The sequence below is a fragment of the Wolbachia endosymbiont of Drosophila innubila genome (genome assembly GCF_021378375.1).
GTDB lineage: Bacteria > Pseudomonadota > Alphaproteobacteria > Rickettsiales > Anaplasmataceae > Wolbachia > Wolbachia pipientis.
Genome location: NZ_CP076228.1, coordinates 1004954 through 1029967 on the forward strand (window position 1 = coordinate 1004954; position 25014 = coordinate 1029967).

General features: G+C 35.2%; 20 protein-coding genes, 2 tRNA genes and 1 pseudogene. 15 read left to right on the top strand and 8 right to left on the bottom strand.

Translation table 11 applies throughout. The features are described from left to right. Positions 1-226: 226 nt before the first annotated feature. Entirely contained in the window at positions 227-1204 is a 978-nt protein-coding gene (locus J4T77_RS05460; protein ID WP_010081984.1) for an LD-carboxypeptidase, read from the bottom strand. Next, the gene (lipB, locus tag J4T77_RS05465) at positions 1204-1821 is read right to left on the bottom strand and encodes a lipoyl(octanoyl) transferase LipB (RefSeq protein WP_010081985.1); all 618 of its coding nucleotides are present in this window, start codon (positions 1819-1821) and stop codon (positions 1204-1206) included. Before lipB ends, J4T77_RS05460 begins: the two co-directional genes overlap by 1 nt. 250 nt (positions 1822-2071) lie before the next feature. Between lipB and J4T77_RS05470 the strand changes: the two genes are divergently transcribed. The 3 genes from J4T77_RS05470 (at position 2072) to J4T77_RS05480 (ending at position 3973) form a co-directional block, all read left to right on the top strand. Next, positions 2072-2305 (top strand): hypothetical protein, encoded by a 234-nt coding sequence (locus tag J4T77_RS05470; RefSeq protein WP_190321423.1) that lies wholly within the window; start codon positions 2072-2074, stop codon positions 2303-2305. Positions 2306-2370: 65 nt separating this feature from the next. Continuing rightward, positions 2371-2544 (top strand): type II toxin-antitoxin system RelE family toxin, encoded by a 174-nt coding sequence (locus J4T77_RS05475; protein ID WP_231115917.1) that lies wholly within the window; start codon positions 2371-2373, stop codon positions 2542-2544. 235 nt (positions 2545-2779) lie between these two features. Then, entirely contained in the window at positions 2780-3973 is a 1194-nt protein-coding gene (locus J4T77_RS05480; protein ID WP_190321422.1) for a phage portal protein, read from the top strand. A gap of 54 nt (positions 3974-4027) precedes the next feature. Here the strand turns inward: J4T77_RS05480 and J4T77_RS05485 are convergent, their stop codons facing one another. Together J4T77_RS05485 and murJ are read right to left on the bottom strand one after the other, a co-directional pair. Continuing rightward, a complete protein-coding gene (locus tag J4T77_RS05485) occupies positions 4028-6571 on the bottom strand; it encodes an AsmA family protein (protein WP_190321421.1) in 2544 nt (847 codons plus the stop codon). 3 nt (positions 6572-6574) lie between these two features. Beyond that, the gene (gene murJ, locus J4T77_RS05490; RefSeq protein ID WP_010962984.1) at positions 6575-8062 is read right to left on the bottom strand and encodes a murein biosynthesis integral membrane protein MurJ; all 1488 of its coding nucleotides are present in this window, start codon (positions 8060-8062) and stop codon (positions 6575-6577) included. Between the two features lie 150 nt (positions 8063-8212). Here murJ and J4T77_RS05495 point away from each other — a divergent pair. The 9 genes and pseudogenes from J4T77_RS05495 (at position 8213) to J4T77_RS05550 (ending at position 19559) form a co-directional block, all read left to right on the top strand. Continuing rightward, positions 8213-8288: transfer RNA gene (locus J4T77_RS05495), tRNA-His, on the top strand. A 187-nt stretch (positions 8289-8475) separates the two neighbouring features. Further along, entirely contained in the window at positions 8476-10410 is a 1935-nt protein-coding gene (gene mnmG / locus J4T77_RS05500; protein ID WP_010962983.1) for a tRNA uridine-5-carboxymethylaminomethyl(34) synthesis enzyme MnmG, read from the top strand. A gap of 8 nt (positions 10411-10418) precedes the next feature. After that, entirely contained in the window at positions 10419-12086 is a 1668-nt protein-coding gene (locus J4T77_RS05505; protein WP_070356957.1) for an aminopeptidase P family protein, read from the top strand. Positions 12087-12206: 120 nt separating this feature from the next. Next, on the top strand, positions 12207-12572 hold the full coding sequence (locus J4T77_RS05510; RefSeq protein ID WP_190321420.1) for a hypothetical protein: 366 nt from the start codon (positions 12207-12209) through the stop codon (positions 12570-12572). 397 nt (positions 12573-12969) lie between these two features. Then, positions 12970-13614, top strand: a complete 645-nt coding sequence (locus tag J4T77_RS05515) for an alpha/beta hydrolase (RefSeq protein ID WP_010962980.1) — start codon at positions 12970-12972, stop codon at positions 13612-13614. A 5-nt stretch (positions 13615-13619) separates the two neighbouring features. Further along, a complete protein-coding gene (locus tag J4T77_RS05520) occupies positions 13620-14426 on the top strand; it encodes an SDR family oxidoreductase (protein WP_010082068.1) in 807 nt (268 codons plus the stop codon). 232 nt (positions 14427-14658) lie between these two features. Further along, a pseudogene (locus tag J4T77_RS07620) lies at positions 14659-15744 on the top strand (IS3 family transposase). A 171-nt stretch (positions 15745-15915) separates the two neighbouring features. Next, positions 15916-18492, top strand: coding sequence for a DNA polymerase I (gene polA / locus J4T77_RS05545; RefSeq protein WP_190321419.1), 2577 nt, complete (start codon positions 15916-15918; stop codon positions 18490-18492). Positions 18493-18542: 50 nt separating this feature from the next. Continuing rightward, entirely contained in the window at positions 18543-19559 is a 1017-nt protein-coding gene (locus tag J4T77_RS05550) for a hypothetical protein (protein WP_233641002.1), read from the top strand. 26 nt (positions 19560-19585) lie between these two features. Here the strand turns inward: J4T77_RS05550 and J4T77_RS05555 are convergent, their stop codons facing one another. From J4T77_RS05555 to J4T77_RS05570, 4 genes are all read right to left on the bottom strand, one after another. Next, positions 19586-20365 carry an exodeoxyribonuclease III gene (locus tag J4T77_RS05555; RefSeq protein ID WP_010962977.1) on the bottom strand — a complete coding sequence of 260 codons (780 nt, stop codon included), beginning with the start codon at positions 20363-20365 and terminating at the stop codon, positions 19586-19588. Next, positions 20365-21072 (bottom strand): uroporphyrinogen-III synthase, encoded by a 708-nt coding sequence (locus tag J4T77_RS05560; protein WP_010962976.1) that lies wholly within the window; start codon positions 21070-21072, stop codon positions 20365-20367. The genes J4T77_RS05555 and J4T77_RS05560 overlap by 1 nt, the downstream gene beginning before the upstream one ends. A 253-nt stretch (positions 21073-21325) precedes the next feature. Then, positions 21326-21823, bottom strand: coding sequence for a hypothetical protein (locus J4T77_RS05565; protein WP_010962975.1), 498 nt, complete (start codon positions 21821-21823; stop codon positions 21326-21328). 70 nt (positions 21824-21893) lie between these two features. After that, positions 21894-21978 (bottom strand) — tRNA-Leu (locus J4T77_RS05570). 62 nt (positions 21979-22040) lie between these two features. Here J4T77_RS05570 and tldD point away from each other — a divergent pair. The 3 genes from tldD (at position 22041) to J4T77_RS05585 (ending at position 24993) form a co-directional block, all read left to right on the top strand. Beyond that, entirely contained in the window at positions 22041-23459 is a 1419-nt protein-coding gene (tldD, locus tag J4T77_RS05575) for a metalloprotease TldD (protein ID WP_010962974.1), read from the top strand. Positions 23460-23514: 55 nt separating this feature from the next. Further along, positions 23515-23655 (top strand): hypothetical protein, encoded by a 141-nt coding sequence (locus J4T77_RS05580; RefSeq protein ID WP_153296798.1) that lies wholly within the window; start codon positions 23515-23517, stop codon positions 23653-23655. Between the two features lie 90 nt (positions 23656-23745). Continuing rightward, positions 23746-24993, top strand: coding sequence for an IscS subfamily cysteine desulfurase (locus tag J4T77_RS05585; RefSeq protein ID WP_190321418.1), 1248 nt, complete (start codon positions 23746-23748; stop codon positions 24991-24993). Positions 24994-25014: the final 21 nt, after the last annotated feature.

Consider the following 25014-nt stretch of genomic DNA (forward strand, 5'->3'; position numbering starts at 1 on the left):
ACAGTTCGTGGCGGTATGACGGTTCGCGGCAGCATGACGATAAGCTCGTCATCCCGCTACGTGTTAGCGGGATCTATGCTAAAAGATACCACGGCGGTATGACGTAGAACTGCTGCTTGTTAGCGGATGAGATACCGCGAATGAATCGCGGTATGACGGTTAAGTACGTGTTAGCGGCTAAGAGATACTGCGGCGGTATGACGTAGAGCTCGCGTTAGCTATAAGATTAGCTAACATTCTGCACGTCCATAAAAAACAAACCTTCTTTTTCGTCTTGAACGCTAATAATAGCGTGAGTGTTAAAAGGTAAAGGATCATTTGTATGTCCATGGCCTACCCCTTTCATAGTAAATACAGGAAAGTTAACACTTTTTGCAAACCTTTCTTTTACAACTTCAACAAGGTTATCGTTATAGCAGTTAACGAAATCCCCAAAGATTACTGCATGTACTCCATCAAAGATGTGAGCTTGTTTTAGGTGATCTAAACTGCGCTCTATTGCGTATGGGTAGACTCTTATGTCCTCTAAAAATAGAATTTTACCTTTCGCATTTATTTGCCAAACAGTTCCTATACTGTTTTCAACTAAAGTCATATTACCACCGATGATTTTAGACTTTAATCTGCCATCTTTTAGTCTAATGCCATTATTTATCATCTTTAGCTTATCAAATCTGATAGAATCCCGCTTGTTAAGAATTAACTCTTTCAATTTTTCAACAGAGCTTTCAGAAACGGAGTTATTTACTATCATTTCCAACATGGTGCCGTGAAGAGTTTGCCAATCATATTTAGCTTGTAGATGGATGTGCAAGGCAGTTATATCGCTATAGCCTATGAGGATCTTTTTGTTTTGAGCAATCCTTTCTTTTTTATCATTGGGTAACTTTTCTAGATAGGGAATTAACCGAGAAGCCCCTTCTCCTCCTCTGATACACCAGATTATTTTACTATCACCGGTTAGTGCACTAACCAAATCATTTGCTCTGAATTCATCAGAGTTGGAATAAAATGGGTTATCATTACTATATATTTTCTCCGAAATATGGGGATTAAAATCCAAAGCTTCTACATATTCTTTTATAGTAGTCAGATCTGATTCTTTTCCCTTGGAGGAAGGAGCAATAATATCAACTTGGTCCATTGCATGAATACCTGTGTTAGCACATAAAGTGAGAATGAAATATAAAAGGTAAACAATCATTAAAATATCTTATAAAACTCTTTTTTTAGTATATCATCCAATTCAGAGAGTGGAACTTTCACTCCTAGTTCTTCCATTGACGTGACGCCATAACCTTGCAACCCACAAGGAATAATACCCTTATAGTGAGAGAGGTCTGGAAAGACGTTAAGCGCTATGCCATGATAAGTTACCCATTTTCTTAAGCGAATACCAAAAGCTGCAATTTTTTTTTCTACTCCGTTATGGTTTACCCAAATGCCTATTCTATCTTCTCTAAACTCTCCAAGTATATTAAATTGCTTTAAAACATTTATGATCCACTTACTTAGATCTCTAATATATAGCTTTATATCGCATTTGTTTCTTTTTTTAAGGTTTAACATTAAATATATAATGCGCTGTCCTGGACCATGATATGTGTGTTTACCACCCCTTCCTGTTTTATATATGGGAAATAGTTTTTCAACAATATCATCAGCTGTTGCACTGATTCCTGCAGTATAAAGTGGAGGGTGCTGGAGTAGCCATACCAATTCGTCTGCTGAATTATTGTGAATTTGTTGAATTTTCTCTTCCATGGATTTTACAGCACAGTTATAATCAATAAGCTGATTAGATATTAGCCATTCTGTCATATTCTATTTCTTTTTTTTAGTATAGCAGTTCGTTTTTTCCTGTTATTCCAGTGTGTGACACTGGGCGCAGCCTTTCTTATTCCTAATATACTTAATACTAACTTCTGTGCTATTTCTCCTTAACAAACATAGTACATGACAAATGTTTAATTATTTGTCAACACAGGTCCTCTTTACGTATAGGCAACTTTTTTTATTGAAAAATTCAGAAAAATGTTGTATAATTATTAGTAGATTTTAGGTAAAATATATGGCAAACTCAAAATTTAGCATAACTTTCAACAACGAAATTTCAGAGTGTCTTGCTGGACTGGCTAAAATAAGAAATAAGTCCATTAAAGAACTAACAGAGAAGCTAATACAAGAAGCAATTGAAAATGAGGAAGATAAAATACTAATTGAGCGTGCTGCTAAACGTAATGTTTCAAGTGTAAAGAAAATTAGAAGTGAGGATGTAGACTGGAATACAATATTATCTTCATAGAAAGCGTTCTTGAGAAAGACCTTCCAGCTCTTCCAAAAACAATAAGATTAAGGATCATAAATGCGATAAATAAGCGCCTTACAGTTGATCCCATTAACCTTGGTGAGCCATTATATTACAGATTTAAAGGACAAAGAAGATTAAGGGTAGGTGATTATCGCGTTATCTATTCCGTAAATATTATAAAATATGAAGTGGTTATCACAGAGATAGGACACAGAAAAGATATTTATAAGTAAGTACATCATATAAATATTAAATATATTTTTACTCCTTCCTGATTCATTTTCTACCTTAGGTGGCTTCGCTCAGCTCAAAAAAAAAGCTCATTCTTTTTGCTACCCCTTATTGTGCCTGCCATTTAACTACTGTGTAGAGATTGCTCTCAAACATAATGTTCGTACGTTAGTATATCCTTCCTGTGACACCAATTGATATAATTCTACCACAAATTCAATTTTTTAGGAGGCATATATGAATCTCAATATTTTTCAAAGAAAAAAAAGCGCAGTATTTACTAAATATTCTGCTTTGCAGCTAATGATGGAGCCAAGTTGGAGTAAGCGTGATTATGTAAGTTTTGCTGAGGAAGGTTACATAAAAAATGTTATTGCCTTTCGAGCAATTAATATGATTGCAAGTGCTGCATCTTCGGTACCTTTTACTCTCTGCCAGCTTACTGAACAGGGAAAATCGCAATTAAAAGCCCATCCATTACTGAAATTACTTTATTCTCCTAATCTAATGACATCAAAATCGGAATTTATTGAGGGGATTGTAACTTATCGGTTAGTTAACGGCAATTCTTATATATTGATGGTTGAGTCACAGAATAGTAGAAAACCACCAACAGAGCTTTATCTTCTGCGCCCCGATAGGGTTGAAATTGTTCCAGGGAGAAATAACGTTCCTTATATCTATCGTTATACCATAAATAACAACAGTTATGACTTTAAAGTTGATAAACTAACTGGATGTTCAGCAGTGTTGCACTTAAAGACCTTTAATCCTTTGAATGATTGGTATGGGTTATCACCAATTGAGGCAGCTGCATATAGCATAGATCAACATAATCAGGCGGGTGCTTGGAATCAAGCGATGTTGCAAAATGGGGCAAGACCAAGTGGTGCAATAGTTGTAAAATCAGCAAAAGATGGAAGTGGTGGAAGTTTAAGTCAAGAGCAGTACCAACGCTTAAAAGCACAGATAAATGATCATTATTCAGGTTCTATAAACGCTGGAAGACCGATATTGCTTGAAGGAGGCTTGGAGTGGAAAGAAATGAGCTTATCGCCAAGGGATATGGATTTTATTGAGTCCAAACACAGCTCAGCTCGTGATATTGCGCTAGCTTTTGGCGTTCCACCGCAATTGCTTGGCATACTGGGTGATAACACTTATAGCAATTTAGTCGAAGCACGCTTATCCCTCTGGGAGCAGACGGTTTTACCAACGCTAGAAAATATTATCTGTCACCTGAATTCTTGGCTGACACCAAGATTTGGTGAAGATCTGTGCTTGTCGTATGACAAAGATGCAATAGAAATTCTCATGGAAAAAAGACAAAAGTTGTGGAAATACGTAGAAAACGCAAGCTTCATGACGCTCAACGAAAAGAGAGAAGCATTTGGCTTGCCACCACTGCCAGGTGGTGATGAGTTAGGTTAAGTTTGTATCCGTTCAGATGAGTTTATTGTCCCCTAAACCGTACACCTAAGTAAATTAACTATTTTTCTTGCCAACCAGAGCGATGAAGATTTGGTCTACATCAAAACTCATCTTAGGACGCCAAATAGGGCCATCCAAATGCATATCGATATAGATTGGATTACTATAATTTGGTGGTATGAAAAAGAACCTGAATATAGAAGCTAAAGCGAAGTTAGATAAGGTTAAATTAGAAGAGATCGATCCTGATGCTTGATCAATCCCGAACTGTAAACTAGTTGAACATATACCACTCTTAATACTTGCTTTTCCGCTAATATTTTCAAAAAATGTCTTGCCATTATATATATCAACATAAGCAAGTGTGGAAATTTCAGATTTATTCTTACTGCTTAACAAATTAGTGATAAATGAATTGAAATCTACATTAGTAACTTCTACTCCTTGCGCTTGTAAGTTTACATCTCCTGATAAGTTACTAGCCCAATCATGAAAACTTTTTCCTTGAGTTTTGATTTCACCATTTAAGCTTACCTGACCATTTACATTGTCAATTCCTATAACCTTACCAATCTTTTTAGTGTCCAAATTTACAATAGAAAATCTTGTATTTATTGAGTCTGATCTTAAATAACCCTGAAAAAACACTTGCCCGCGTTCTAATACGTAACTTGCCTGCCTGATAGTGATAGTGTTGTTTCTCATTACCGCATCCAAATTAAAATCTTTTAAAACATTCTGCTCGGTTTTAAATTCTGCAGTATTGATTTGCACATTTGCATCAAAGCCTTCTTTATCATCCAAAAAATCAAGCTGCTTTGTTGACCATTGAATTTGATCTATCTCATTTCTTGAATTTCTTTTCGTCTCTACTAAATTTGGTAATGTAATAATTTTTCCATTAAATTTACTGCCCGTAAGGTTAACATCTAATAAAGGGTTGGCGTATTTTTGATCTGCTAATATTTTTGCATTACCGGTAATATCGAAATCTTCTCCAGATAGTTTTATTTTATCTGCAACTAGCTTACCTTTTTCCATTTTCAGCAAAAAATCCAAATTTTTAATTTTCGTATCATTCAATGTAAGGTTATTAACACGGGCCTTTATATTTGTATCATACTGAAAATTTTTCAGCCATTGCATTTTAGGTAAACTGCTAAATAATGAATGATCATATTTATCTGCATCAAGATTATGCATGCTAAATTCACCATCGATCACACTGCGTTTTTTTGTGTGGCTTACTCTAATTGATCCTTGCAAGGATTCCTTATTATTTAGCAGTCTAATGTCTGAGATAGATAATATTCTTGGTGCAAGGTGCAGTTTAGAACTTAGTGTAAATTGATTTTTCTGGTTTTCTTTCATCTTTATAGAAGGGAAAAAACATGAAATGAATGACTCAAAATCATTTCCTTCGACTAATAAATCACCGTTGAATTCAGATAGGACATTATTGTTTGAGATCTCTCCTGATAAGTAAGATATATTATTGATTCCAGGAAATTTAAGAAGCGTATTAACTTTTACTTTGCCATCAGTGGATTTTAGTACAGCACGGAAATTGTCCAATATTTTGTTTTGATATTGAATGTTAGAAGCTTCCATATTAAAATTTAAGCTCAAGTTCTTTGGCACAACTGCTCTAAAACATTCCAGAAGATCCTTCATATTCATTGTTCTTTGTGAATCATTTTGTATGGAATCTAAATCAACTTTACTGAAGCTAATATTGAAATTAGTGTGATTGCCTTTTCTATCATTTTGTATTGTACCGCTGGCTTGCATGCTTTTGGAATCAATTTTTAAGTCAGTTGCCGTAAACTCACTTTCATTAAGACTTATATTGGATGATATCTTGATATTTTCGCTAGGAATAACACAAGAGAGAAAGCTAAGATTAATGATTTTTGCTAAATCACTCACAGAACCGGAACTGTTATTAATTGTTAATGTTAAATTACCCTGGAGTTCTTCTTGATTTCTATTACCTGTAAATAGCAAATTTACAAAATTTGATTCAACACTAATGTGTACATTCCTTTTTGTGATATTAACCTTTCCTGAAAAATCGTAATTATTATCACCTACCTTTACTTTACCAAAAAACTGCTTATTTTTTTTTACAGCAACTTCCTTTATGTTAACAATATCAGCGAAATCATTCTTGAAACTTACTTGGCTGTCTTTTATTACTATATCGACTGTGTTACCACTGGCGTTTGTATTTATAATATTAAGTAAATTTTCTTTGTTGCTTTTCATGCCAAACAATGTGATTGACTTTGGTTGCAACGAAAATAAAAACAACGATAGGAATGATGGCCTTATTTCAATTTTTCTTACACTAATTAAATCTGACAACTTTTGCTCTTTATTTTCGTTGTATTGTACGTATACATTATAAATAGTGAGCTTTGGGGTAATCAACGAAACTTTAATTTTTCCCCCAATATGCACTTTAGCATCATACGTCTTCTCTAACTCTTTTATGATATATTTCCTGTAGCCACTCCAATCCTTAAAAGTTGCAGCAACATGCATGAGAATTAATAGCAGTGAGATTGATAATATAGCATATAAAGAAAGTCTCATAATTTACACATGCTTAAAGTTTCCCTTAAATATTAAATAGAGAATACCAAAATAAACAATAACACTCAAAGCTATTAAAGTCGTTAAATAAACAATACGAGCCAACATTTTATCAAAAAATAATCCTGCCAACAAAGAATTAAAAATATAAAGGGCTATTGACATGACTGCCGTTGCTACAAAAATTTTCATGACATTTAACAATAACGCTTGGCTAACCTTATACATTTTATTTATTGTTAAATAACTAATTAATAGAATAGAGTTTATCCAAGTGGAAACGGAAGTAGCAATAGCAATCCCCGTATGCTGATACTCGTTCATTAACAAAAGGTTTAGCACTACATTAATTCCAAGACACATTAGCGAAAATATGGTTGGTATTTTCAGATTGCCTTTAGCAAAAAATGTAGGTAGCAATACTTTATTTATAATAAATGCAGGTAAAGAAAGAGAAAATGCTATTAAAGTGGGAACAGTTTGCTGCACTGCATAATGATCAAACCGGCCGTAAGAAAAAAGGGTAAGTAAAATTATGTCGGGAATAATGATAAAGGCAGCAGTTGTTGGCATAATTAACATTAATCCTATGTTGAGAGCCTTGTTCTGTATTTTGACTATATTTTCAGTATTATCCACCTGTTTTGAAATTAAAGGAAGAAGCACTGTACCAATTGCAGTACCGATTATTCCCTGCGGTAGTTGATTTAGTCTATCGGCATAATATATATAGGACACCGCATTTGGTATAAAACTCGCCATGATTGTATCAATCCATAAGCTTATTTGAGTTACACAATTGTTGATAATTGCAGGTATCACACGCTTAAAAAATAACCTTACTTCATTGCTTAATTCAAGGCTAAAAGAAAAAGCTGCCTTTAACTTGTATGCACTAAATAGTATCAAAAGTAGCTGGAAAATTCCTCCTATAAGGACAGCTATAGAAAGGTTGTGCGCTGGAGTTTTTACGTAAGGCACAAACAAACTGATGATTAAACAGAGATTCAAAACGATTGGTGCAATAGCTGTTGAAGCAAAATGCTGCTTTACTTGCAGCATTCCACCAATAAGTGATGCAATTGAAACAAAGATTATGTAGGGCATCATAATTCTTGATAAAGTAACAGTAAGGGTAAACTTACTTTGGTCAAATCCAGGAGCAAAAATTTGAATCATATAAGGGGAGAAAGTTTGCATGATAAGGCAAAAAATTACTAAGATAATAAACGTAATGGATATTACACTACTTGCAAAATTAAATGCCTTTTTATTATCATATGATTCTGTCGAATATAATGGTATGAATGAGGTAGTGAACGCTCCTTCTGCAAAAAATGCTCGAAATAGATTGGCAAAACGAAACGAAGAAAAAAATATGTCTGCAAGAGAGTTCGCACCAATAACCGTAGCAATCAATACATCTCTTATTAACCCTGAGATCCTTGAAATAGCCGTAAAAAAACTAAATGTGAAAATACTTTTAAACATACCACTACTTCATTAGTGTCAATACAATTAACTATAATGGTAAAAGTATCAATGAAAATATTTATTGGCTAAACTTAAAACCCTCTGCAAAAGGAGAGTTAAATAATCAATTGACTATTTGCGCTCTTATGTTAGAAATTTTATATCTTGGCGGGCGTAGCTCAGTTGGTAGAGCGTCAGTTTGTGGTACTGAATGTCGCCAGTTCGATCCTGGTCGCTCGCCCCACTAAAACCCGATAATTTGAAAAACCGTCATCCCGCTGCTTGTTAGCGGGATCTAGAGATACCGTGACGGTATGACGTGAGTTAGCTATACATTGGCCACTGATGATTGAAATAGTTAATTACTGTAAAATTTGACATTAACCGCTAATAGTTAGAATATTAGTAGAGTAAGAATTACTCAAGAAGGCATGCATAAATATGATGTAGTAGTAGTAGGTGGTGGTCATGCAGGGTGCGAAGCTGCTGCTGCTGCAGCTCGCCTTGGTGCAAACACGCTGCTTATAACTCATAAAATTTCAACTATAGGGGAAATGTCCTGCAATCCAGCAATCGGAGGAGTTGCAAAGGGCGTTGTAGTCAGGGAAGTTGACGCTCTTGATGGAATAATGGGAAGAGCAATCGATCAAGCAAGTATACACTCAGTCATTTTAAATAGCAGCAGAGGTGCAGCAGTATGGGGCCCGCGTGCACAGGCAGACCGAAAATTATACAAGCAAGCAATACAGGAAATTATTCTAAATTATAATAATTTGACGGTAAAAGAAGAGTCGGTTGACGATTTTCTTATAGAGAGTAATAACAATGGAGAATTGTGCATTAAAGCTGTAATAACAAGCTCAGGGGAGCATATACTGACAAGTAAAGTCGTTCTAACTACAGGGACTTTTCTGCGGGGTGTGATTCATATAGGAGAGCAGGTAACTCCTTCAGGGAGAATGGGAGATAAGCCTGCAGTAGAACTTGCAAATACGTTGAAGAAATATAATTTTAAATTAGGTAGATTGCGTACTGGAACTCCACCGAGGCTTGATCGTGGCACTATAAACTGGTCAATATTGCAAGAACAAGTGGGTGATAATCCACCTGTGCCGTTTTCTTATCTCACAGAAAAAATTAACCAACCTCAGGTATCATGCTTTATTACCCATACTAATGAAAACACGCATAAAATAATTAGAGAGAATCTGCACAGGTCAGCTTCTTCGTATTTGGATGATATTATAGCACCAAGATACTGCCCATCAATTGAAGTTAAAGTTAATAAATTTGCAGAAAAAAGTAGTCATCAAATATTTCTAGAGCCAGAAGGCCTGGATGATGATACTGTATACCCGAACGGAATTTCAAATTCATTGCCTATTGAAGTGCAGCGTGAAATGATAAAGAGTATCAAAGGACTTGAAAACGCAGAAATACTAAGGCCTGGATATGCAGTTGAGTATGACTATATTGACCCACGAGAGCTGTTTCATACTCTTGAAACTAAGAAAATTAAAGGCCTATATTTTGCTGGCCAAATTAATGGCACCACTGGATATGAAGAAGCAGCAGGGCAAGGAATTATTGCCGGGATCAATGCAGCACTTTCTGCATCTGAAAAAAAAGAAAGCTTTGTTCTTCATCGCACAGACTCATATATCGGCGTAATGATAGATGATCTAGTCATCAAAGGGGTGATCGAACCTTATAGATTATTTACCTCGCGTGCAGAATATAGGCTAGCTATCAGGTCAGACAATGCAGATAGAAGATTAACACAAAAAGGTTATGATATTTCCCTTGTTTCGCATGAGAGATACTCTGTTTTACAGAATAAACTTGAATCCATTAAGCAGCTTGAAGAGAAGTTAGGGAGTCTGACGATTACTCCTGAGCAGCTTAGGTCTTATGGTATCAAAATATCTTATGATGGGATAAGAAAAACGGCACTAGATTTACTTAGCTATCCAAACATCGACTGGAATAAATTACAAGAAATATGGCCGGAGTTAAGCAGCGTCACGCGCTGGAATGGCAAAATGGGACACACCAAAGCGGATAATAGAGCTAAGAATGAAATATGCGAAGCGGTTGAAATTGAAGCAAAATATAAACCCTACCTAATAAGACAAGAAGCAGATATGAAGTTTTTACGAGAGGAAATTAACACTCAAATTCCAATCAACTTCAACTATTCACAAGTTAAAGGCTTGTCAAGTGAGGTAATAGAAAAGCTACAAACAATAAAACCAGCGACGATTGGCATTGCAAAGCAAATACAAGGCATCACTCCCGCAGCGATAGTGAGCATATTAGTGTATTTGAGAAACAGGAAAACGAAAGTAGCTGCTAGTTTTGCGTGAGGCATTCCATGTCAAAAATCAAAGAATTTCGTTCTTTTATGCACGAAATAAACGTTGATGCATTTGTGTTACATACTAAAGACGAATATTTAAATGAGTATTCAGAGGAGCTAACAAAGCTGTGTGGCTTCACAGGAACAAATGGGCTGCTTATTGTCACAAAAAACAACAAGTGCCAATTTTTTACAGATGGACGCTATATCACACAAGCTCACAATCAGCTCGATCAGGGCAATTTTCAAGTATATAATATACAAGAAGAGGATCCACGCGAATGGATAAAAGCAAACTTAACATCGACTGCCTCACTAGGTTATTATTTGCAATATTTTACCATGGAAGATATAAGAAAGTATGAGAATATCTGTAAATTAATACCCTGTTTAGCTGGAAAAAAAAGTGACTATCGAAAACAAGCAGTGGTTTTACATTCTATTAAATATGCTGGTGAAAGTAGTAAGGACAAATGTGAAAAAGTCGCTAAAAGTATAGATAAAGAAGCTGAAGCAGTGCTTTTAACTGATCCAAATTCAATTTCATGGTTATTAAATTTAAGAAACGAAAATGCTAAATATACTCCATGTATATTGGGTCGTGCTATATTGTATAAAAGCGGTAATGTTGATTTGTTTATTCAAGATAAAGAACATTCAACTATAGAAGCAAATTTAGGCAATCATATAAATATTTTTGATATCAGTGAGCTAGAAAATTCGCTGCACAAGCTAAATTCAATAGTTATAGATCCAAACACAACTCCAATGAGTATCATGGCTGTAATAAAAGATAAACAGGTAGCTGAAAGAGAGGATCCTTGTTTAATTTATAAAGCAGTAAAAAATCAAACTGAAATAGCTGGGGCTATAAATGCGCACATCAGAGATGGAGTGGCAGTTACAAATTTTCTACATTGGCTTGAAAGTAATGTTGGTACAGAGCTTGAAGCTGAAGAAAGGATTTTAGAATACAGAAAAGAGCAGAATTTGTTTAAACAATTGAGCTTTCCAACAATTTCTGCATTTAATGAGAATGGGGCAATAATTCACTATCGTGCAAGCAGTAAGACGAATAAAGTAATTCAGAAAGATGGACTGTATTTGATTGACTCTGGTGGCCAGTACCTTGACGGCACAACTGATGTGACAAGAACTGTAGTAGTTGGTAATCCGACCAATGAGCAAATAACCCACTATACAATAGTACTCAAAGCTCACATTGCTATAGCAAGTGTCGTCTTTCCCCCCGGCACTACTGGTGGAGAATTGGATATATTGGCACGTACGCATTTATGGAAATTTGGAATGGACTATATGCATGGTACAGGGCATGGAGTAGGAAGTTACCTATCAGTACACGAAGGACCACAAGCAATATCAAAAAGTAATAAAGTGAAACTCACGCCAGGGATGATACTTTCCAACGAACCTGGCTATTACATTCCGGGAGAGTATGGAATAAGGATTGAAAATCTGATGTATGTCAACAGACAAGAAAACGGCTTCTTAAACTTCAAACAACTGACCTCTATTCCATATGATAGAAGACTAATAAATGTGCAAATGCTTACTAAGGATGAAATTGAATGGATAAATGGCTACCATCAATTTGTCTATAAAAACTTAGAAAATAGCGTCAAAGATAAGGAGTGGTTAAAGAAAGTATGTGACCCTTTATAAGCAAAGGAGCATTTTTTATTATTTAAAAAGTATTAATGCAATTGTGATGAGTATTATATATTGTTTTTAATTTAAAAACAATATATAATAAAGAACCGGTATTTTCAAGTAGGTGTAATTATGACAAGTAAAGTGCAAGAAGATGAATTTATGAAGCAGTATATGGATACTTGCAAAGAGCAAATAGAAAAATTAGCCAAGGATCCTGAATTGCTTAATCAGACTTTAAAACCATTTATGCAAATGTCTCAGCAGCTTATGGCTGGCGGTATGTTAGAAGGTGATATGCCTAACATGATACCTGATTTGGACAGCATGGATGCTAACAAGATGATTGCTCAGATGAAGGAAATGATTGACTACATAAGAGGTAACTATAAGGAACTAATGAAAGAGCGCAGCTCGCAAATTCAAGAGCTTGATGAATCCAGTAAGAAGCTAAGAGGTTTAGTTAAAAAATTGATAGAAAAGATCGAAAGTAAGTAAATAACATCTGGATTTCTGTCATTCTATATACAACTTTCTAGTTGGACGGTAAGTCGAGGTCAATTGTTGATGTCATGCAAGTAGTGTAGCTACTTGCATAGCATTTATACCAATTTTCGTAAATAAATAAGGTACGTTGCTTAAGGCTGCAGTTATAGTGAGGTATTTTTTCTAGTTTGTTTTCTTATTTCTGAGGTTTATAGCTAAGGTTTTCCCTACGTCATACCGCGATTCATTCGCGGTATCTCAGCCGCTAACGAGTAGCGGAATGACGGTTTTTCAAATCGTCGATGAACCTAAGTCACTTTATCTGTAGTATCGGGAACGTAATTGCACATTGGTTTTACAAATTTGAAAATTAGTGTTAAATAAAAATATAAACGCAAAAGGAAAAGAAATGATTGAACTTAAAGGCCCAGAAATTTGTGCAGGCGGAAATAAGAAAAATTTGATTATTTTTTTACATGGTTGGGGCTCAAGTGGCGATAATTTCATTCACCTTGCTAAAGTTATGAGCAAGTTTTTACTGGGTTCATATTTTACAGTACCCAATGCTCCGTTTGAAAGAGAAATAGGTGATGGTTATCAGTGGTTCAGCTTGGAAGATCGTAGTGAGGAAGCGCTATATAATGGAGTAAAAAATGCTACATCAATTGTAAATCATTTCATTGATACAAAATTAAAGGAGCTTAATTTAAAAGATACGCAACTTTCTTTAGTTGGATTTTCTCAAGGAGCAATGCTTGCAATACATACAGCTCTCACCCGCTCTCAATCCTGTGCATCAGTTGTTGCATACTCTGGTAGGTTTCTTTCACCTTCAAAAACTGCACCAGAGATCAAATCAAAACCTAACATATGTGTTATCCATGGTGATGCTGACGACGTGGTACCTTTTTCGTCCCTCGACTTAGCGGTTAAAGCTCTGAAAGAAAATGGAGTAAATGTTGAAGGACACCCAATTCATGCATTAGGGCATATTATTAATGAAGAGGGAATAAAATTAGGAGTAGAATTTATCAAGAAGAATTTTAAAAATTAATTTTCATGCACTTGTTTTGCTTTGGTTATGGATATGTAGCTAAATTTTTATCGAAAAAATTACTGAACTTAGGTTGGAAAGTCAGTGGCACATCAAGAAGTAAAAATATACAAGATGTAATCCTCTTTAATTATGAGAAAGTTAGTCAAGATCTGCTTAAAAGCGCAACGCACGTTTTAATTTCTATTCCTCCAGATGGCGATGATGTTGTGGAGAGATACGGTGATTGCCTGCAAAATGTAAAATGGTTCGGTTATTTGTCTGCAACTAGCGTCTATGGTGATCACTCTGGTAATTGGGTGAATGAGGAATCTGAAACAAAACCTATAGAAATCAGAGGAGAAAAGCGCCTTAGATCTGAAAAGAGGTGGCTGAATAGCAGATTGCCTGTACATATTTTTCGTTTAGCTGGAATATACGGTCCTGGTAGGAACGTGTTAATTGACTTGCAGCTTGGCAAAGCAAGGAATGTGAAAAAAGAAGGGCATTTTTTTTCTCGTATTCACGTTGAAGATATATCAAATATTTTATTTTCTTCCATGCAAAACATAAAACCTGGTGAAATATACAATTGTGCAGACGATTTACCCACTACACAATCTGAAGTGGTAATATATGCGACCAAACTTCTCAATGTTAGCCCTCCAGAACCAATTGAGTTACCAGATTATGCACAGAGTTTTTATTTAGGATCAAAGAGAGTAAGTAATGTTAAAATTAAAAAAGATCTTAATGTCTCTCTAATTTATCCTAACTACAAGGTGGGATTAGAGAGTTTGCACGTAAACAAAACTGAAATCACATCAGAATGATAGATAGGCTTATTGTCACTGCCATTAAGTTAAGGAAAGAATGGTTAAAAACTGAACTAAAAAGTCAGAAATAATTAAGGATTTATGACAAATGCTGAAACAGAATAGAGTAAACTTTAAAGCAGATAAACTCTGAAGTGTAAATTACTTAAGAAATAGTGACCTTACCCAGAAAAAGTGGAGAGAAAGAAAAGAGTTTTTTTGGGTAAAATAAAATTTTGGAGGATTAGAAATGGCAAGAGAATATACGGCAGAATTCAAATTGGAAGCTGTTAAACTGGCAAATGAACAAAGAAAGGCAGGTCAAACAATTACAAAAATAGCAAAGGATTTAGGAATAAAGGGTGGTTTATTAGGAAAATGGATAAAGAAACACAACGAAAAAAAGTCGGCAGCAGATGCATTTCCAGGTAGAGGTAACATGGCTCCTTACGACAAAGAGAGGTTTGATTTACAAAGCAAGAGTAACAAGGGAAAGAGACATTTAAAAAAAAGCCCTAGCCAGTCAAAAAGAGTAAAATATTTTTTTATATAGTAACTGCTATAAAGTACAGGAATTATGTAGGATTTTCTGCTAGTGGCTACTATAAGTGGACCACAAGAAAAATAAGCAGTAGAGAATCAGCAAATAAAGAGCTACTCGCAGCTATTCAAAAATATATCAAGTTTCTAAATGTAGATATGGAGCTCCTAAAATTCATGCTGAATTGAAGGCTTTGGGTAAAAGTTGCAATTTGAAAACGGTGCAAAGTATTATGCAGAAAAATGACATCAGGGCTATACTGAGAAGAAAGTTTAAAATTAAAAAACAACAAACAGATAATAGAGCTGTAGCTCCCAATATACTAGATCAAAACTTTATTGTTGATCAACCAAATAAAGTATGGGATTACTTACATCAAAACCAAGGAGGGATGGCTATATTTGGCAGCAATAATTCTCACGTATGGTAGTTAATGAGTAGTGCAATAAATAAACAATTGGTTATGAACTCTTTATTAATGGCCATTAATAGGCGTAAACCTGTTAAAAATCTACTGCTGCACAGTGACCAAGGTTCACAATATACTGCGCAAGGGTATCAATATCTCTTAGCTGTAAAGAATATAGATGAGTAATAAAGGCTGTTGTTACGACAATTCTGTTGCAGAAAGCTTCTTTAGCTCATTGAAAAGAGAAATACTTATTGATACTTCACAACACTCTGCTCAACAAACTAGAACTGCAATATTTGAATACATAGAAATTTTTTATAACAAACAACGTCACTATTAACTATTGCATTCCAGAACAATTTGATGCATCATTCTTTTTGTAAAAAACATTCCACACTTTCTCTCCACTTTTTCTGGGTAAGGTCATATGTGTACATCCCCATCATGAATGCTATTTTCGGTAAAATCTCTTACAACGCTCAAAAGCAGAAAAACAAAAACTTGATTTTCTCAGCTAAATAGTGGACCATCAAAAGCACGCATAAATATCTACAATGAAAGAAAAAACTTTCACAATCATCGATGGCTATGGTTTTCTTTTCAGAGCTTACTATGTACTACCTCACTTAATTACCACAACAGGAATGCCAATAGGTGGTGTATATGGCTTTCTGAATATGGTTCTTAAGTACATTGCCCATTCGGACTACTTAACTATAGCACTTGATGCAGGGAAAAAGAATTTTAGGCACAATTTATATCCTGAGTACAAAGCGAACAGAGTAACGCCTCCTGAGGATCTAACTCCACAGTTCACCATACTGAGGGAAGCGGTAGAAGCTTTTAACCTCAGCTATGAAGAGATTGAAGGTTATGAAGCAGATGATATAATTGCAACACTAGCTGCAAAATACGCCAACCACCAAGACTTTAAAGTGGTAGTCGTTTCATCAGATAAAGATTTATTTCAACTCTTGAACCACAATATTTTAATATTCGACCCCATTAAAAATATATATATAGATGAAAAACAAGTAATAGAAAAATTTGGCGTAAACTCACACAAGCTTCTTGATTTATTTTCTCTAACTGGTGATGCATCTGACAACATTCCAGGCGTTCCGGGAATAGGTCCGAAGACTGCAGCTAAATTACTAGATGAATTTGATTCATTGAATAATATTATAGAGAACATTGATAACATCGAGCAAACGAGGATTCGTAATATTCTTGCTGAACATAAGGAAAAAGCGCTAATTTCAAGAGAACTTTTATCACTATGCGAAAAAGTAGACCTTCAACATGATATTGCAAAATGTGAAGTTCGCCCTCCAAAGATGGAAAAACTATTATCCTTTTTAAAGAAGTATGAATTCAATTCCTTGATAGGGAAAGTGGAAAAGCTTTTTTCCTATAGTGGGTCTAGCACAGAAGAAAAAATAGAGTATAGTAGTGAAGAGTTAGAGAAATTTTTAGAGCATTGTAGATATGAAGGCAAAATTGCAATTCATTACCACCTTGAAAACAATGTATTAAGTCTATCTTATAGCGAAAGTAATATTTTTTATATAGAGCAAGACAGCATACAAGATGCACTCATTATAATTAACTTAACTTTGCTCTCAAATGGAGTGCTTAAAATAATACATAACATTAAAGAGATCAGGAAAATCTTCCCTGCAATAGAGAAGATGTTAGATTCAGTTGATGATTTGATGATAATGTCGTATAGCTTGGATACAGGAAAGCATGATCACAGTATTCCAAACATAGTTGCGCATAATTTGAGTGAAAATGCAGAAATTTTCTCGGCAAAAACTTTAATAGCAATTCATGAAAAGCTAAAGCAAAGGTTATTTCAGGAAAAATTGCTCACAATTTACGAGCGCTTCGATAAGCCACTTATGAAAGTAATATTTGATATGGAGAAAAATGGGATATTACTGAACATACAAAAATTACAGGAGCTGTCCGATAAATTTCAGCAGGTAATTGCCGTGCTTGAAGATGAGATATATAATTTGGCAGGAGAAAGATTTAATATTGCTTCGCCAAAACAATTAAGTGATGTTTTATTCAACAAAATGGGGCTTAATAAAAAGAAAAAGTCAAAAAAATCTGGATCGTATAGCACCAATTATGAAGTTCTAGAGGCACTCGAAGAAGAAGGGGTAGAAATCGCAAGTAAAATCTTAAATTGGCGACATTTAAGTAAATTAAAAGGCACCTACACTGATGCATTAATAAAGCAAGTTGATCCACTTGATGGTAGAATACACACAAGCTTTTCAACGACTGCAACTGCAACTGGAAGGCTGAGCTCCAGCAATCCTAATTTACAGAATATTCCTATCAGAAGCGAAGAGGGAAATCTTATCAGACAAGCATTTATTGCGCCAAAAGGGCATAAGATAATTTCTGCTGACTATTCGCAAATAGAATTAAGACTCCTGGCACACGTTGCAAACGTTGCAGCATTTAAAGAAGCTTTTGCAAACGGACAAGATATTCATGAGATCACCGCAAGGCAAGTTTTTGGAGTGCAAGAAATAGATGAGCAATTAAGACGCAAAGCAAAATCCATCAATTTTGGAATTATATATGGCATTAGCCCATTTGGTCTTGCAAAGCGGCTTGGAATTACCATTGCGGAAGCTGCTGAATACATTAATTACTATTTTTCCTGTTACCCAGAAATAAAGGCCTATATGGAAAAAGCAGTGTCTATCGCAAGATTGCATGGTTATGTAGAAACTTTGTTTGGCAGGAGATGCTTTGTAAGAGACATAAACAATACAATTCCTTATATAAGACAATTTGCAGAAAGGGCAGCAATAAACGCACCACTGCAAGGAACCGCTGCTGATATAATAAAACGTGCGACAATTCAGCTTTTTGACCAATTGAAAGTAGGTAAAATAATCCTCCAGGTTCACGATGAACTACTGGTTGAAGTAGAAGACGAAAAGGTGCAAGAAACAGCAAAACTTATAAAAGATATAATGGAAAATGCAATAGAAATTTCTATACCACTTGAAGTAGAAATAAAAATTGGCGACAACTGGGGTCTAAATTCCCTTAATTATGACTTAAACATCGTGAATTCTAGGAGTATAGATTATTTGAATTAATATGAAAAATATGCTACAATTGAAGTATAGTAAATGTGAGTAACTCAGTTATGACAAAAATATTAACTCCACAAACAAAGAATTTGGAACCTTCAAATCAGGTAACTAACAAAGATGAGAAAATTTTTGAAAAAGAGGAACATCAGGTAATCTATGATTACTTTGTAAAAGTATTAGAAGGTAAAGCCGAATTAAAGGAGAACAAAGAAATAACTGATTATTTTATATCAGCTTATAAGGACATACTACTTAATAATGTCAATCCAAAAGATATAAAACCACTCAGTGAAGAGAATTTTTCTCAGTTTTTACTTTCTATGTTTAAAGAAATTAGAGAGCAAGGCTTAGCTAGAGAAGAGAAATTAAATAATGATAAAATACAACAAATAATAACCAAGTGTGTAGCTGATATACGTGGTACAGAAGCTAAAGATTCATCCATAAAGTTTGTATTGGAAATGCTGCTGCTAATTGGAGGGATCAAAATAGACCCGAAAAATATTTCTGGCTCCTTTATGGATGGGATGAAAGAAAAAATACCATTCTTAGGTAAAGACAAGAAAGAAGAGGATGAACCACCACTCAGTGATGAAGAGATGGTAACAACGTTCTTAAGCAAGATCTTTTTTCCTGTCCTTCTTTCCACTATTCCAATGTTAATTTTTGGTCCTACTACACTCGGAGTAGTTTTTACTGCTATCGGCACAATATTTGCCATAAAAGGAGGAGTGGAGGTTCTTTTTTCAAATAACAAAAAAGGTACTTTGTATGACCCTAGCTCACAAGATAAAGATGATACAGAAAAGAGAGCAAAACTGAATGGAAAAATTCTCGAGGGCATTGATGATATTTTAAAAACCCCAGTTACAGAAGTTGAGAAAGGCACCTCTGTTTCTGAACAAATTTCCCAAGGAAAAGAAAAGAGTGAACAACAGCCTGTTCCTGAGCAAATTTCCCAGGTAGGAAACGAAAAAAGTGAGCAGCACGATCAATCTTGGACAGGAAAGGAAAACAAACGAAGGGAAAAACCACAGAGCAGCAAAGGTAAGACTACTCAGGTTTGCTAAAAGTGAATTGTGTAAGAGATCTGCTATTATTCTATAGCACATACAACAGGAGTATGGTCAGACGGATTTTCTAGCTTACGCAATCTATCATCTATGTAGCATGTTTCCAATTTATCTACAGCTTGTGGTGATAACAGCATATAATCTATTCGCATTCCTTGATTATTTCTGAGTGAATTGCCTTGATAATGCCACCAAGTGAATTGTTGCAAATTTGGGTGAGATATTCTAAACGCATCTTTAAACCCAAGATTCAAGATCGCTCTTAACTTCTCACGTTCTCTTATATGAAAGCACACTTGGCCATTCAATAAGTTTGAATCAAAAACATCAATTTCATCCGGTGCAATATTATAATCGCCAGCTATAATAGTTAACTCTTCATTCTTCAACAAAGTGCTCATCCTTTCATATAGGTTATCAAAAAACTTGAGTTTATATTCAAATGCGTGAGAGTCCGGGCTTTGACCGTTTGGCACGTATACACTTCCTACCCTTATCTTACTATTGGTATACTTTATCACGCACTCTATATAACGTGCTTCTTGATGACTTTCCACAATGTCAATTTTAAACTTCTCCAGTATCGGATATTTAGATAAAACACAAACGCCATTTCTTGCAACTTGTCCATAGATAGCATATTCATATCCTAACTTTTCTATCTCCGCATAAGGAAATTGCTCTTCCGTACATTTTATCTCTTGCAGCAAAACTATATCTATCTGACTATCAACTATAAAACTACAAAGTTGGTTAACTCTTTTACGTATGGAGTTTACATTCCAAGTTGCAATCTTTAGCATCAGCAATCCTTATTAATTATATCAATTAAACTCTCCCCAGTAGGCAACCTCGATGTTATAATTTTTTTCCACTTGATTAACTTTAAACTATCAGCAATGTTTTTACTCATGGTATATGCAACTGTATTATTCATCACATGAGATAGCCCACTTTTTAGAACTAATGAACAAAATACCCTTGCTGTCTGTGAGGAAAAAAAAGCAACACTACCAATTTTACCATCCAACAGTAAATTTTTACACCTATTAGTTAGACTCCTTTTAATGATTGTTTTATAGAGTACAACTTCTCTTACGTTAAAATCTTCTTCAGATAATCTCTTTTTTAGGTCACATGATACTTCTTGTCCTCTTATATATAAGAACTTTATTGCACTTGAATAGTGAGCTTTTATGAATGATATCAGACCATCAACGTTGCTGTCTGCTGAGATTATATCAGAAAATCCCAAATTTTTTGCAGCCTGCATGGTTGAATTACCAACTGTAATAATCGGAAAGTCATCCACTTTGCATATTTGACTAAAAGCCTTTACACTGTTTTTACTTGTGGATATTACAACGTCAAATTCGTGTGCAGATATATCAGGATTTAAGTACTTTATTGTGAATACTGGTTCTATATAAACTTTGTATCCATACTTTCTCAATATATTTCTTGTATTGAACGAATCCAATAAAGGCCTCGTTAATAAAATAGACTTCATTCTGATTTATTTCACTACTAGTAAAATAGTACCCTTTATACACAAATTACTGAATAAAAACTTTTATTTTGATAGCTTGAGCAATTATTCAAGTAATTTATGTGGAAGTAGGAGTACTAAGCGCTCCTACCCCAATAAGCCCACAATTTCTGCTTACACTTTTTTGACGCTAATTACATCGAACTCTTTTGAATGGCTTCCTTCAGTGGAATTATATAGCTAATATTCCTGTATAAGTTAAATAAGTTAATACTTAAGCTTGTACTCTTGCAGTATTTGAAGAGAGATTCTCAAGGACGTTTTTTGTCTGTGGTTCACTAATCATAGTTTGAACGATATTAGCTGCCATAATAACACAGCCTAGAATAAAAAAAGGCGTAGAAACAAAATAAATAACAGAAGACTCAAAAAGCGACATAGATGCAATACCTCCTATTAGAAATGAAGCACTGGATGCTATATCAAGATAGATCTTTGTTAACTTTTTTTGTCCTGGAGTGTTTTTTATGCCAGATTTCTTATTAAGATTCTGTTGTCGGGAATGATCATTTAGTGACCATATATTTAAAGCAAACGAAAGTGCACTGAATATAGTGCCGGCAATACTAAAATACAGACTTAAGACAGGAATATTCAAGACCAATGCCGCTATGTATCCAATGAAAGAGATAGTAGATAGTGTAGTAACTAAGCGTTTCGAGTAAGTTCGTACCTTCTTTCTGTAGGCTAACTTATCTTTTTCACCATACATAGCATAAATATTACCTAATATGTTATATTATAACATTAATTAATTCAATAAGCAATATGGAAGCTAAGAGTGCCCGAGAGAAGACTTGAACTTCCACAACTTAAAAAGTTACTAGCACCTGAAGCTAGCGCGTCTACCAATTCCGCCACCCGGGCTTTTTATAGTTTACTATGTTAAAGTTAAATAATATACTTAAACAATTTTTAGTTCAAAGGTAATGCCAAATCTAGATCAAATATTTTTTGCTCAAAACAATGTTAATATTAATAACGTATATAAAATAGTCAATAACGCTTTGAGCAATAGCGATGGTGGTGAGCTGTTTCTAGAATTTTGCCAGTCGGAGTCCCTGGTTTTTGAGGATAACATATTAAAACACATGGACTTGAATACTAGAAGGGGATTTGGTTTAAGGTCTTTTTGTGAAGATAGTACATCTTTCGTTTGTTCTTCTGAGATCAGCGAAAAAGAAATTAGTAATGCTGCTTCTATGGTAAAAAGCTCAGTGTCTTTAAACAAGACAAATTCAATAAATTTAAACGAAGAGACAAAAAGCCTATATTCGAGGATTAACCCTATAAATGAAATGGATCTGAATTCAAAGATTAAGCTACTCAATGAGGTTAATGAGTATGTAAGGTCCAAAAATAACTGCGTGAAGCAAGTAAAAATAACTCTAAGTGGAGAATGGCAAGTTGTACAAATAATAAAGGGTGATCACAGATTAAGCGATATCAGGCCTCTGGTACGTTTTAATGTGCTAGTCATTGTAGAAAAAGATGGCCGTACCGAAAGAGGTTCTGCAGGGCATGGTGGAAGGGACTCTTATAGTAAGTTTATTTCTGAGAAAAAGTGGAAAGAAGTTGCAAACCAAGCGTTAGAACAAGCACTGGTAAATCTTGAAGCAATTCCAACTCCAGCCGGAGAAATGACAGTCGTTTTAGGTCCAGGCTGGCCAGGAATATTGTTACACGAAGCCGTGGGTCATGGACTTGAGGGCGACTTCAATCGCAAAAAAGTCTCAGCATTTTCAAATTCTGTGGGTAAACAAGTAGCAGCTAGTGACATCACAGTAGTTGATGACGGAACTCTGCCCAATTTGCGCGGCTCTATCAGCGTAGACGATGAAGGCACTCCACCCAGTTATAATATATTGATAGAGGATGGGATCCTAAAAGGATACATGCAGGATCATATGAACGCTAAACTCATGGGTGTAAGCCCAACTGGTAATGGTAGAAGAGAAAGTTATAAAGAAGTTATTATGCCGCGCATGACAAACACCTATATGTTGCCCGGAAAGTATACACCGAAGGAAATAATATCTAGCGTAAAGAAAGGTCTATATGCAGTAAATTTTGGTGGTGGGCAGGTTGATATAACGTCAGGAAAATTTGTTTTTTCATCTTCGGAAGCTTACCTAATAGAAAATGGCAAAATTACACAGCCAGTAAAAGGAGCAACACTAATTGGTGACGGTCCAACAGTGTTGAAAAAAGTATCTATGGTTGGTAATGACTTAAAGTTAGATCCTGGTGTTGGCACATGCTCGAAAGATGGACAAAATGTGCCCGTTGGAGTTGGTCAGCCGACACTCAAAGTCGACGCAATAACTGTTGGTGGAACTGAGATATAGATAAGGGCTAAAACGGATTCCAGCGCACGGCGCACAGCTGTACAAACATTATGATTTGGAAGCAATTGCCACCAATAGGGTGTCATCCCAGTGTCTGGGCACTGCCTTTGTGTTTGAGGCAAAACTGGCTATAACATTTAACACACTGCTTTCGCAAATAAATGTTCGTACAGTTATGTGTCAGCTACTTGGATGACACTTTTGTACTTGATGCAAGATTATATCTTGAAAAAATTAAGTTTTAATGCTATAAAATAATTGTAAATTTTGTCTCCGTGGTAGCTTTATGAATGTTGAAAGTAAAAAAATACACGATGTTAAAATAAAATTACCAATATTTCTTGATTATCAATCTACTACTAAAGTAGATCCCCGTGTTTTAGAGGTGATGATACCTTACTTTGGTGAGTTCAGCAATGCACACTCTCGCAGCCATTCATTTGGTTGGACTGCTGAAGAAGCAGTGGAAAAAGCAAGGAAACACATCGCTGATCTGGTGAACGCAGATAGCAAAGAAATTATCTTTACCTCAGGTGCAACTGAGTCAAATAATACGGCAATCAAGGGCGTTGCTCACTTTTATAAAAATAAAGGAAATCATATAATCACTGTCTGCACGGAGCATAAGTGTGTTCTGGATTCTTGTCGGCATCTGGAAAATGAAGGCTTTAAAGTTACATATTTGCCTGTTAAGCAAAACGGAATTATAGATTTATCAAAGCTTGAGGAAGCAGTTACTGATAAAACAATTTTGATTTCAGTAATGATGGTAAATAATGAAATCGGAGTAATTCAGCCTGTAAAAGAGATTGGTAAAATATGCAGAAAGCATAATATATTTTTCCATACAGATGCAGCTCAAAGCTTTGGAAAAGTTCCAATTGATGTTAATGAGATGTGCATTGATCTTATGAGTCTCTCTAGCCACAAAATTTATGGACCTATGGGAATAGGCGCATTATATGTACGTAGAAAGAATCCTCGTGTTAGGCTGATGCCACTAATTAGTGGTGGTGGACAGGAAAGAGGCATGCGTTCTGGAACAGTTCCAACACCTCTTGCAGTTGGTTTTGGTGAAGCGGCACGTATTGCTAGAGAAGAAATGAAAAAAGAAACAACTAGAGTGAAAGAATTAAGGGATATTTTGTATAACAAGATAAAAGAAGCGTTTCCTGATATCGTTTTAAGTGGTGATTATGAAAATAGCATTCCTGGCAACCTAAACTTGAGCTTTCCCTATGTTGAGGGTGAGTCTCTCATCATGGCAATCAAGGATTTAGCAGTAAGTTCTGGTTCTGCGTGCACGTCTGCGTCTCTTGAGCCTTCCTATGTAGTACGGTCGCTAAATAATGGCCATGACCTTGAGCATTCATCAATTAGATTTGGCCTAGGCCGATTTACAACTAGAGAAGAAGTTTTGTATGCAGCAGATCTTGTTGCTAAAAATGTTGGCCGACTGAGAGAAATGAGCCCACTTTGGGAGATGGTACAAGAAGGAGTAGATTTGAACACCGTGAAATGGGACTCTCATTAAATGTATCCGTTCCAACTGCAA